The 12314-nt window shown below is 50.8% G+C and carries 8 protein-coding genes; all 8 read right to left on the minus strand.

What is annotated here, in order from left to right:
- Window positions 1-70: 70 nt before the first annotated feature.
- The 8 genes from ACJMM9_RS03645 to uvrC all read right to left on the minus strand — a co-directional run bounded on the left by ACJMM9_RS03645 (window position 71) and on the right by uvrC (window position 12285).
- Window positions 71-1807: a DUF4832 domain-containing protein gene (locus ACJMM9_RS03645; protein WP_405323949.1), complete on the minus strand. Its 1737-nt coding sequence runs from the start codon at window positions 1805-1807 to the stop codon at window positions 71-73.
- 143 nt (window positions 1808-1950) lie between these two features.
- A complete protein-coding gene (locus tag ACJMM9_RS03650) occupies window positions 1951-3729 on the minus strand; it encodes a S8 family serine peptidase (RefSeq protein ID WP_405323951.1) in 1779 nt (592 codons plus the stop codon).
- Between the two features lie 360 nt (window positions 3730-4089).
- Window positions 4090-4899, minus strand: coding sequence for an ABC transporter ATP-binding protein (locus ACJMM9_RS03655; protein WP_072829887.1), 810 nt, complete (start codon window positions 4897-4899; stop codon window positions 4090-4092).
- Window positions 4889-5887: an ABC transporter ATP-binding protein gene (locus ACJMM9_RS03660; RefSeq protein WP_088640987.1), complete on the minus strand. Its 999-nt coding sequence runs from the start codon at window positions 5885-5887 to the stop codon at window positions 4889-4891. Before ACJMM9_RS03660 ends, ACJMM9_RS03655 begins: the two co-directional genes overlap by 11 nt.
- Window positions 5888-5897: 10 nt before the next feature.
- Entirely contained in the window at window positions 5898-6743 is an 846-nt protein-coding gene (locus tag ACJMM9_RS03665) for an ABC transporter permease (RefSeq protein WP_072829891.1), read from the minus strand.
- 2 nt (window positions 6744-6745) lie between these two features.
- The gene (locus ACJMM9_RS03670; protein WP_405323953.1) at window positions 6746-8146 is read right to left on the minus strand and encodes an ABC transporter permease; all 1401 of its coding nucleotides are present in this window, start codon (window positions 8144-8146) and stop codon (window positions 6746-6748) included.
- 17 nt (window positions 8147-8163) lie between these two features.
- Window positions 8164-9981, minus strand: a complete 1818-nt coding sequence (locus tag ACJMM9_RS03675) for an ABC transporter substrate-binding protein (protein WP_405323955.1) — start codon at window positions 9979-9981, stop codon at window positions 8164-8166.
- Between the two features lie 426 nt (window positions 9982-10407).
- Complete coding sequence (uvrC, locus tag ACJMM9_RS03680; protein ID WP_405323957.1) at window positions 10408-12285, minus strand: excinuclease ABC subunit UvrC; 1878 nt, start codon at window positions 12283-12285, stop codon at window positions 10408-10410.
- Between the last annotated feature and the right edge of the window lie 29 nt (window positions 12286-12314).

Below are 12314 nucleotides of genomic sequence, written 5' to 3' on the forward strand. Positions count from 1 at the left end.
GCTCAGCCATATTTGCGCAAGCACAACTGCGGCGTCGCCTTGGAACACACTCGCCTTATGAAGTTGAGCCTTACTTTTTTGAAGAACGACGAGAACCATTCAGGTTGTAAAAGAGTTCGCCGTCACGAACAACAGCGCTATTGCGAAGCCGCTGGACAATGGGGGCATTACGCGTTCGGGAAACACTGCCGCCTGAAAAACGAGCTTGCCGAATAGAAGTCCGTTCGCAGTCACCCATGACAAAACTTCCGACATGCAGTTTGTCCTTATCTAAACAAGACTCGCCGTCCACAAAAATAAAGCCATTATCATCATAGCAATCTTTATTTGCAAACCGGATGCAATCTTTGGGATTCGTTTCACTACAAACTTTTAATCCAACATTCATGTGGACTCCAGACCAGTCCGAATGGCAGCCGACTTTCGCCTCTACAGAAATCTCGTTGTTCCCATCAAATGTCATCACCGTATCGGCTCCCTTGATTTCAATTTTTCGACTATGGACCTTCATGAAATCGATAGAATCCGAAAGAGGTATATCGTACGAAAGAATCCCCAACGTATCCAGCAAGCCGAAATTCGCCATGCCAGAAACATGAAGCGAAGCCTTCATCTTTCGCGTCAAGTTGCCAAAGCCAACATTCTGGACGCGAATTTTCGCACGGAGCATCCCATCGCTCATAACCGAATCTGAGAGCCACGATTCACGCAGCACAAAGCGGTAGCCCAGGTGATCGTCAATGAACTTGAAGCCTGAAAGCGAATCGACACGCGACGGGTCGTAATCAAAGTCATTCTGCTTGAACGGAGTCTTTTTCCAGCTGTCAATCAGGTTGTTGTTCCACTGAATATTCAAATAGCTCGTATGCGTACGGAAACCCTCATACGCGAGGAACTCCGGCGTATTGATGACCTGATAGCCGCTCGCCGTCGTCAAAGCCTCGCCGCCATAAGGCGTGTTGATGCCGTACTTTTCAAGCCAGGCGACACCTTCTTCGCGGCAGATGGAAGTCTTACAGTCTGCACCCCAGGTGCCGTAATCGTATTGCGTTCCCAAGTAGCCGTCATTGAACATTCCAACACGGTACATCGTGTCGCCCTTAGCTTTCGCAACCTCTGCAAACTTTTCGCCGTCGATGTGGAAATCCACGCCCCAGTTATCAAAGCCGAGCACTTTCGCCGAATAATTCCCCGTTCGCGTGAGGATCTTGAGTTCGGGAGGTGTGCTGCGTAGCATCAAGTTCGCCGCTTCGGCAACGCGATCGTAGGTAATGCTTGTGTCGGAATGCATTTCGCCATAAGCGCCGTGCATACCCATTTCGAGAGCCACAATCACGTCCGTATTCTTCGATAACACAGGCGCAAGTTGTTCCACATGACGCAACACCCACTTGTGTTCCGGCGCAACATTGCTGCGGCCATTGTACCACGGGTCATAGCAAATTCGCACAATGACGTGGCCACCATTCTTGCGGATGTTGTCAAACGTCTGTTGCAACACGTTCAAGGCATCTTCCGTGAGATCCTGGCTCTTGCCCCAAGTCGTATCCTTCTTGCCGCCAGCCGTATCAATCCCAAGCCACGCGCGACTGCTGAATTCCGAAATCTCGGCTCTCAAATGCAACAATTTGCCATAAGGTTTTTCAATCGGCTTACCACCTGAAGGCTTTATATGCAACACCTGCGGCACATAAAAACCGCGATCGAAATTTGACAGCGTCAGCATGGCATCGGTCGTGTCAATACTTTGCTTCACAAGTCCGGCTGCAAAAACAGGCGACTGCAACAGCGCAAGCAACAGGAGCACCAGCGCAGTGTTCCCCCAAAAGCCTAAACGAAAAGAACGAAAGATCATAGAATGAATATATATAATTAAGCACAAAAAACCCGACGAAAAAATCGCCGGGCCTTTTGGGTTTTATCGCTGTTCGAAACGAAAAGAGAACAAGCTTAGTCAACCTTCACGAAAGCGTAGCCGAGAATGACCTTTTCGCTTGTAGAACGGTTAGCAAAACGCTTGATGCGGACTTCAATAGAACCTGCTTCCGGAGCCACGAAGTCAACAAGTTCGTACGGGTTCTTGGCCGATGCAGAATTCTTGATACGAGTACCATTCTGCCAGACGCTCAAGTCGATGTCCTGGGCCACATTCTTGTTTGCCAAGGCATATTCACCAGAAGTCAGCCAAGAAATAGCGAGGCGGTAACGCTTGCCCTTCTGGATGCTGTATTCCGTGAAGACAATTTCTTTATTCGAATCGAAATTGCTGTTGTTTTCGCCCTGCCAGAAGCGCCAGCGATATGCATCAGACCAGGTGAAGCTGGAATAATGCGGAATGCCAGCCAAGAAGCGGCTTGAGCCATCAACATCATAATCCGGATTTTCAACGGACTTGCTGCCAGCGATCAAGAGAGCCTTGACAACTTCCGGATGCCACCACAGGAAGTGGTGCTGAGAAAGCATGTTGGCAGTCATGCCCGCCATAAACGGCGTTGCAGCACTTGTACCATTGAAGGTGCCGTTATACGTCTTACCAGAAACGGTATAAGAAGCATCGCCCGGGAAGCGGAAGCTCGTGTAGTTGGCCACTTCAGGCTTGTCATTCAGAGCAATCGAGTTCTTGGAAGACGAATACGAGACATACATATTGTCAACCGGAGAGACTGCACCAACAGAAATGGCGTTCAGCGCTCTACTCGGAGAACCAATATAGCTTTGTCTGCCGCCATTGCCAGCAGCGACAAATTCTACAACTCGGTTCGTATAAATGTAGTTGTCCATAACGGCATCATGTGAAGTATAGCCATTATCATCCAAGACAAAGCTCCAGGACTGAGAGCCAATCATGATCGGCTGGGCGTAGCTGCTCACATTCGTCGGATAATTCACGCCATCGATACCATAGATCATAGCCTCAGGAGCGGTAGTCTGCAAGACCCTCGTAACGCCAATAACATGCGTAGCATAACCCGGGCAAGTACCCAAGCGCGTATAATAGCTTGTATTCACGTAGCTAAGCGGAGGGCAGCCACCTTCGTTATAATAGACACCGACGCCCTGGCCCTTGACGCCATTGTTATGTGCATAACTGGTGACACCAGACTTCTGAAGGATATACGAATAATCTCTGTAATCCTGAGAACCATAAGAAAGGTTTGGTTCAACTTCCTTATATTCAGTGATGTACTTGGTTTCGCTGCTTGCAAGTTCCTTTTCAATTTCGCTAGCCGTCAAGTACGCTGTACGCGGCGAAACAAAAGTCTTCTTGGAATCATTGTACTTCTTCTCGCGCTTTTCAGCCTTCGAAAGATACTCTGATTCGCTAACCTTGGTACCATTCAGCCAGTAAGCCTTCTGATTCGTATTCGGGTTGAATTCATAACGTCCACTAACAGTCGGCAACGGAATATCATTCGTCTTGACATCGTTAATGACGACCTTCATCTTCTGAACGTCAGAATCCTTGATTGCGTAGTCCAGAGAACCCTTCTGAGCACCGCCACGACGGCCCAAAACGTCAGACTTCACGGAGACCTTACGCTTCTGAGCATTGCTCTTCTGGTTTTCAACGAACTTCTTAACGCTATTGCTCATTCGAGAAGTAGCCGGTGCGGATTCATCGACCCATTCTTTATCTGTAGACTGAACGTCATCAGAAGTTGCTGCATAAGAAGCGGTTCCTCCAACAAGAGCCGCCACTGCTGTTATTGTCAGCATTTTTTTATTCATGTTTTACTCCTATTTTATGATACAAACGTATCACAAAATAAATGTTAATAAAATAACATGATACTTTGTTATGATTTCTAGCTATTTTTACTTATTTTATTATTACATTATTATTATTTTAGTTCAAATTAATACTAATAAAGAAGAATTAGTTTGCTTCATAAAAAACATACAACATTTACAAACGTATCATCAACAAAAGAAATTCAAATTTCATCTCAAAAAGATCAAGTCCAGCGCAAGCTTTATTTTCAGCATTTTTCATTCATTTTTAATACAGAAAAGCCGCAGCATTTAAGCTGCGGCTTTTCGAATTGCACAAAAGGTGACCCCGGAATAAATCCGGGGTGACAATAGCGATTACTTCTTAGAACGATGGCTGTTCTTGATCCATTCAGTCTTGTGGACTTCCGGGATATCATCGAGCAAGCGGAGCGTGTGCGGTTCGTTCGTGTTGTCGAGCACTTCAGCAGGAGTACCCTGGTTCACGATCTTACCGTCGTGCATGATGAAGATACGGTCAGAAACGTAGTTAGCAAGGCCGATATCGTGAGTCACGAACACCACGGTCATCTTCAGCTCGTCTTTCAACTTGCGGAGGTAATCGAGGATGTTTGCACGGACGCAGGCGTCCACCATGGAGGTAGCTTCGTCAGCAATAAGGACCTTCGGACGGAGCGCGAAGATACGGGCGAGAAGCATACGCTGCATCTGACCGCCGGAAAGTTCGAACGGATACTTGCCTTCGATATCTGCCGGAGTCACGTTCACAGCCATGAGACCTTCGTCAACGCGGCGACGGACTTCTTCCTTGGAGGGCTTGTCCTTCAAGATGTTGAGAGCGTCTTCGAGCTGGCTTCTGATGGTGAAGAACTGGTTAAAGCAGCCGAACGGGTCCTGGAAAACGGACTGAACTTCGTTCCAGTGGTCCTTCAGGTTCTTGATCGGCTTGTCGCGATAGAGGAACTGACCGCGAGTCGGCTGGTAAAGGCCGAGCATGATCTTTGCAAGCACGGACTTGCCGCATCCAGAACCACCCACGATGGAGATGAATTCTTCGTCATAGATGTCGAAAGAAACGTCCTTAACAGCAGTCTTCAGGTTCTTGCCGGCACCAAAGTCCTTGCTGATGCGCTTGGCAGAAAAAACAATGGGCTTATCACTTTGCATAATCGCACCTCACGTCACGATCGCCGACAATGCGGAGATTCTGGGTATTCTTCTTGCAGTCCGGGCATGCCTTGCTGCAACGCGGAGCGAAGCGGCAGCCCACAATCTTGTTCTTGAGGCTAGGAGGAGCACCTTCGATAGCCACCGGATGGCGGCCACGCTGGCTTGCCTCGGTACTGAGCATAGCGCCCATCAAGGCCTGCGTATACGGATGACGCGGATCCTTGACGACCTGTTCTGCAGTACCCTTTTCCACGATTTCGCCTGCATACATAATGGCGATGTTGTCTGCCACGTGGTAGAGGAGCGGAAGTTCGTGGGTAATGAAGATCATCGTGGAGAAGATGCCCTTGTCCAAGAGATCGAAAATCATCTTGATCACTTCCTTCTGCGTGGAAACGTCCAAAGCAGAAGTCGGTTCGTCAGCAATCACCATCTGCGGGTTCAAAAGCGTGGAGATACCGATCACGGAACGCTGGCGTTCACCTGCGGTAAGCTGGATCGGATAGGAGTTCAACACGCGCTTCGTGTCCATGCCGAACAAGTCAAAACGTTCACAAAGGCGGTCGTAGACTTCCTTCATGTCGATGGCCTTGCCGGGCTGCTGGTGAGCAGCGATCACGTCGGCTGCGATATCCTTGATCTTGCGGACCGGGTTCAGAGCGTTGAATGCGCCCTGCGGAATCATGGAGACCTTCTGAGCGAGGACGTTTGCACGGACGTCTTCGATAGAACGGTTCATGAGGGATTCCATGTGGTCACCGCTCTTGACGCGAACGTCACCCGTTTCCGGATAAAGCGGCGGAATGCACATACCCATAAGGCCAGAAACGAGCGTGGACTTACCGCAACCCGATTCACCGGCGATACCGAGAATTTCCCCCTGCTTCATGGAGAAGGACACGTCTGTAACAGCGTGAGTCTTGTCTCCAAAACGGCCGAGGTAATAAAGACCCAAGTGGTCAACTTCAAAAACATTATCAGACATTTTTTACCTCTTACTTGCGCAGACGCGGGTTGAAGACGCCTTCCATAGAAGTGTTAATCAGGTACAGAGCAAACACCGTGAGGGTAACGACGATCGTTGCCGGGATGAATGCAATCCAGATGGAGTCGGAGAGAGCACCGTTGTCCTTAGCCTGGTTCAAGATGATGCCGAGGCTGGTGGAATCGACAGGGCCAAGACCGATCATGGAGATGGAGGCTTCGGAAAGGATACCGGAAGACACCTGCATGATGAACACCATGAACACGTACGAGAGCAAGTACGGAAGCACATGCTTGATCACAATCGTGAGAGTCGATGCACCGTTGATACGGGCAAGGGCGATGTGGTCACGGCTACGGAGAGAAGAAGCCTGGGCACGAACGGCACGGGCAGACCAGCTCCAAGCAGTAAGACCGATGATGAGACCGATCAAGGTGAGGGAACGGCCATCCTTAACAGCAGAGCTGATAAGAACGAGAATCACGAACTGCGGAATCACGATGAAGATGTTGGTGAGCATGTTGAGCACTTCATCAACCCAGCCACCGCGGAAACCGCCGAACAAACCGATAAGCACACCAATCGTCGTAGCAATGATACCAGCAACAAAGCCCACGTAGAGGGAGCTACGGAGACCGGCAATCAAGAGAGACACATAGTCACGGCCAAGGTGGTCGGTGCCGAGCCAGTGGGCAGAGCTAGAACCTGCATACGGGCCAGCGACGATGTCACGAGCGTGAGTGTCTACGTTGTAGAAAAGAGGTCCAAAGATGGCGATGAGGAGCGTGAGCACGAAGATGGACACGCCAATCACGAACATCGGGGACTTGAGAAGGTTTCTTAAAAGCTTACCCATGATTACTTACCTCCCATCTGGAGACCGGCCTTGACACGCGGGTCAAAGACAGCGATCAAAACGTCAACTGCAAAGTTTGCAACGAGAACGCAAGTAGAAATCATCAAGGTGCAACCCTGGATCGTTGCGTAGTCGTTCTTCTGAATGGCATTGAGCATTGCCATACCGAGACCCGGATAAGAGAAGATCATTTCGGTAATGAGAGCGCCACCCACCATGGCACCGAGGCTCTGGGCAAGGCCAGTGAGCTGCGGGAGCATAGCGTTGCGGAACACATAGCTAATAATCTTACCTTCGCGGAGGCCGAGCCACTTAGCATACTTCATGTAGTCTGTACCGAGTTCGTAAATGGACATGGAACGCATACCCGTTGCCTGACCAGAGAGAAGAATCGGGAACACAGAGAAGAACGGGAGTACATAGTACCAGCTGACGCTCTTGAAGCAGGACCAGCTGAACGTAAGTTCCGGAATATCCGGGCTGTAAGCGCCCATAGCCGGGAACCAGCCAAGCGTGATGGAGAAGAATGCCACGAGGAGCATACCGAACACGAAGAACGGCACACCGTTTAAGAACATGGCGCACGGGAAGAATACCTTGTCGAAAATGCCGCGCTTGTATGCAGCGAAGGCACCGAGAAGGTTACCCACGATCCAGCCGAGAAGAATCGTCGGGGCCTGGATAGCGAGCGTCCACGGGAGAGACTTCTTGATAACGTTCGTCACCGGTTCGTTGTTCTGGTAAGAGAGGCCGAGATCGCCGTGGAACACGTTGCCCACATAGCGGAAGAACTGGGAAACAGCGGAAGCAAGCTTCGGATCGGTCTTCATGACCGGCTGATCGACCATGACGGTATCGATGCGTTCGGCCTGAACCTTTTCCATGACAGGAACTTTATCAGCAGCGGCCTTGGCGACCTTTGCACCCTTCTTGGCCTTCTTCACCTTCTTGGCCTTTTTAGCCTTCTTGCCCTTTTGTGCGACAGAAGACTTTTCAACAAAGACCGGGTTGCCAGCTTCATCGAGCTTCTGGCGTTCGACCATCACCGGATTGCCGGCTTCGTCAACGACCTTGACAACGTTCACGACCGGATTGCCGTTTTCGTCGAGCTGCGGGACCTTCTGCATCACGACATTGCCGTTTGCATCAGTTTCCGGTTCATAGATAACATTACCATTTTCGTCCACTTCGGCCATACCGAAGGAGACGAGAAGTTCAGCCTTCTTCTTCTGAGCTTCAGTCGGAGAAAGGCCCTTACCGGCTTGACCCATGATGATGTCAACCGGGTTGTTGTCGCCGAGACGCGGCAACGCAAAGTTGAGTGCCACTGCGCAGACGAAGGTCAGCAAGTACCAGAACGCCTTCTGCAGGACATAACGTAGCATAGGATATTGTTTAAGCATTGGTAGTCCTTTATCCTTTATTTAGCAAGCTTCAAATTCCAAAGGGTCTTGGTACCCGAGGCCACCCACGGAAGCTGAGCAGGAGCATACGGGTTTGCAGCGGTCGGCCAGTTCGTCCAGACGCGGTCGCTGAATTCATAGAACTGTTCCGGCAAGTAAACCAGCGGAATGGACGGCTGGTCTTCCATGAAGATCTTGTTGAGTTCGCGGTAAGCAGTTGCGATAGAATCAGCATTCTTCATGAGCGGAATAGCATTGAGGAGCTTGTCGACTTCCGGACGGAAACCTTCGGTACCCGGCTGGTTGTAACGGCCGATGTTCACGCCAGCCCAGGCGCCAAGCGGCTGCCAGTCGCGGCTTGCCATGATTTCGTTGAAGCGGCTCCACGGAAGAGACGGAGTCACGTCAGCAACAGGCTTGTGCATGATGAGGTCGAAGTTACCGAGACCCATGGCCGGCCAGTAAGAACCGCCATCCACGAAGCCTTCACGAATATCGATACCAGCCTTGCGCATACCTTCGACAGCGATGGTCACCATAGCTTCCCAGTCGGTCCAGCCGTTCGGGCTTGTGATGTACATCGTCGGGATCTTTTCGCCCTTGGCATTTTCCATATGGTCAAGCGTACCGTCGCTATTCCAGACAGACTTGTAGCCAGCTTCAGAAAGCATCTGCTTCACCGTTTCGACGCGTTCCTTTTCGTCCGTGATGGTGAGCTTGACACCATACTTAGCGAGGTCTTCATCGCTGATGTACTTGCCTTCAAGATTGGTCGGCATGATGAGGCCCGGCTTGATCTGGTCCGTGTAGTCGGACACAGCGAACTTGCGGAGAGCCATGTAGTCAATAGCGGTTGCAAGAGCACGGCGGAAGCGCTTGTCGTTAAGCGGTTCCTTCATCGTGTTGATGATGAGCATCGGCATTGCGCCCGGCAAGAAGTAAGGCGGTTCGTTGAGCCAGGTATGTACGCCAGCGCCAGCCTTGCGGTTGATACGCGGGATGTAGCTCTGGGAAGCGTCGAGGTTGCCGCTACGCATGGCGATGGTGTTATGTTCGTTGTTCTTGTAAATCGGGTGAACGATATACTTCGGAGCAGGGAGCTGACCATTGTGGAGAGCGGCATTGCCCCAGTAGTCGTCACGGCGTTCAAGAATAATCTTGTTCGGGTCGGCGCTGCGGAGAGCGTACGGGCCGGAAACGACCGGGTTCTGGTCCATCGGAAGCTTCTTGACTTCGTCCTTGGAGCCAAGCTTTTCGATAAGCGGTTCAAACACGTGAGCCGGAACGATACGGATGGCCTGCAACAAGTCCATCACAGAAAGCGGGTTGTTGCGCTGCTTCTTGTTGATAAGGAAAGCAATGCGTTCCACCGCACCTGCCGGTTCGGATTTAACGGTATCGACGTGGATTGCGGAAATCTGTTCGCTAGTGTTGATGGAACCCATCGTGTAGATGAACTTCACGTCACGAGAAGAGACCTTTTCACCATCGCTCCACTTTGCGGCCGGGTTCAAGTCAACGACGATAGAGTCGTTGTTCTTGCTCACGAGCGAGCCAAGGAGGGATTCGATCTCACCGGTCAAGGAGTTGTAGGTGAGAAGCGGTTCATACATCAAGTTGAAACGACCACTCACAGGCCAGGTTGTCATCCAGCTTTCTGCAAGGGGGTTGAACGTACCAGGAGCATCATTCTGCTGCCCAGACAAGTAGAGCGTTTCCTGACGCGGCAAGGAACCGCTGGCAAGCTCGTCTTGCGATGAGCTACCGCACCCAAAAAGTGCGCCAGTTGCCGAAAGCACCAAGGCCGTTCTAGCAATCGATTTCAATCCAATCATTTGAGTCCTCTTAGAATAGGGCCTTCGCGGGGCCCCCTTTAATTGAAAATTCAAAACCTAATATAGATTATTCCTTTTAAAAATAATTTTGCGACTTAGTAAAAAAAGTCTTGATGATTTCTTAAATCGGATTAAGAAATTTTTACATTTAGAAATGTTTACACACAAGGGCTAAAGCCCTTTAAACCTTAATAAAAAACATTATGCGGGCGGTGCCCCAGCTCAGAGTTGCGAAGGCCGCACGGGCCCCTCCCTGCACCCTCCCCATCCTTGGCCGACGCTTTTATTCTCACGACGAATTTAACTGATCTTTATTTATCTACTCTTTGCGCTTCATCAATTAATAAAGACAAATAATCTCTGGATCCTTCCGCCTACGGCGTCAGGAAGACGGAGAAGCAATTTATACAAAATTTTCAATTACGATTATTCAGCAGCGTCAGCATCTTCAACGGAATCACCGGAAGCGCAGTATTCGGCGACCTGTTCGCGGAGCTTTGTGCCTCGGACTTTGCCGAGCAAATCGATGATGTCTTCGAGCGGAGCGTCCATAAACGCTTCGGCGCTTTTGTACTTGCTCAGAATCTTGATGCGGGTTTCATGTCCAACGCCTGGCATCTTGAGCCATTCGACTTCAAGATCCTTCTTGCGTTTGCTGCGCTGGTACGTAATGGCAAATCGGTGCGCCTCGTCGCGCGCGTTTTGCAAGAGCTTTAGCGCGGGACTTGTACGGTGCAGCACAATACTTTTGCGGTCATCAGGGAACACGATTTCTTCCAAACGCTTCGCAAGCCCAATCAGCGGCAAGTCCTTATCGTGACCAAGCTCCTTTAAAATCTGCATCGTGGCATCGACCTGACCTTTACCGCCATCGCACACCCACAAGTCGGGCATCGGGATTCCTTCTTCTTCCAGACGGCGGATACGGCGCGTCATCACTTCGCGCATGCTCGCAAAGTCATCGACACCTGTTACAGTCTTGATGATAAACTTACGGTAATTGCTCTTGTCGGGGCGACCGTTCTTGAATGCCACAAGGCTTGCGACCGTGTTCGTACCAGACAAATGAGAAATATCCACACACTCGATGCGGAACGGAGTCTTTTTGAGTCCGAGAACTTTTTGCAGTTCAAAAACGCTACTGTCGATTTCGCTGTACTTTTGCACTTCGGCGCGCATTTCCACGAGAATCATGTCGGCATTCGCCGAAGCCAGTTTCAAGAACCCGAGCTTTTCACCGCGCTGCGGATTCGTGAGCACGACCTTGTGCGTCGTCTTGGATGCAAGCGCCTGCTCAATAGACTCGCGCTCCGCCATGTCCGTCGGGAGTGGCACATCCGTCGCAATTTCGCCCGGAATAAATTCCACATCCATGTACCATTGCACGACCATCTGGCGGAAAATTTCAGTCTCGTCATCTTCGAGCTTGCATTCCAAACGGTAGTGGCGGCGCCCGCAAAGCACTCCATTACGGTACTCGAAAATCACGGCGGCAGCCATTGTGCCGTTCCGCTTGAGCGAAAGTACATCCACACAGAGGCTCGCATCGGACACGTCCGTTTTCTGGTGCGCACTCGTCGCCTTGAGCGCCTGAATCGCATCGCGCTTTTTCGCCGCCGTCTCAAAATCCATGCGTTCGCTCGCCTCGAGCATTTCGCGTTCCCAAAGTTGAATCAGGTCATCGCGCTTGCCGCCCAGAAGCATCTGCGTCTGCGCAACTTTCTTTTGGTACTCTTCACGCGTCACAAGCCCCGCACACGGAGCGCCACAACGCCCAATGTGATAATTGAGGCAAGGACGCACCGGCCGATTGAGAGGCAACTTCAGTTTGCATTCGCGAATCTGAAAAAGGCGAGCCGCAATGTCTTGCAGCTGGCGGATCACGCGCGAACTCATATAAGGCCCGTAATACAGGCAGCCATCCTTCTTGACCGAGCGGCTCAGAAACAGCCTCGGGAACGGCTCGTTCACAGAGAACGCGAGATACGGAAAATGCTTGTCGTCCTTGAGCAATACGTTGTACTTAGGCGTATGCTTTCGGATGAGATTTGCTTCCAGGATGAGCGCTTCGGTTTCGCTCTCCGTGATAATCCACTCGATGTCGCGGATATACGGGAGCATGAGCGTCGCCGCGCGGTGCCCGGCATGGTCGCTGCCGTCAAAGTAGCTCGACACGCGGTTCTTCAGGACCTTTGCCTTCCCTATATAAATAATCTTCCCCTGGGCGTTCTTCATGATGTACACCCCAGGCAGCAGAGGGAGTTCCGCCAGTCGCCGCTCAATGTGTTCACTTACTGGAATCATGCATTTTCAAATCTATTTAATTTTTTATA

The sequence above is a fragment of the Fibrobacter sp. genome (assembly GCF_045112255.1).
In the GTDB taxonomy this organism is placed as follows: domain Bacteria; phylum Fibrobacterota; class Fibrobacteria; order Fibrobacterales; family Fibrobacteraceae; genus Fibrobacter.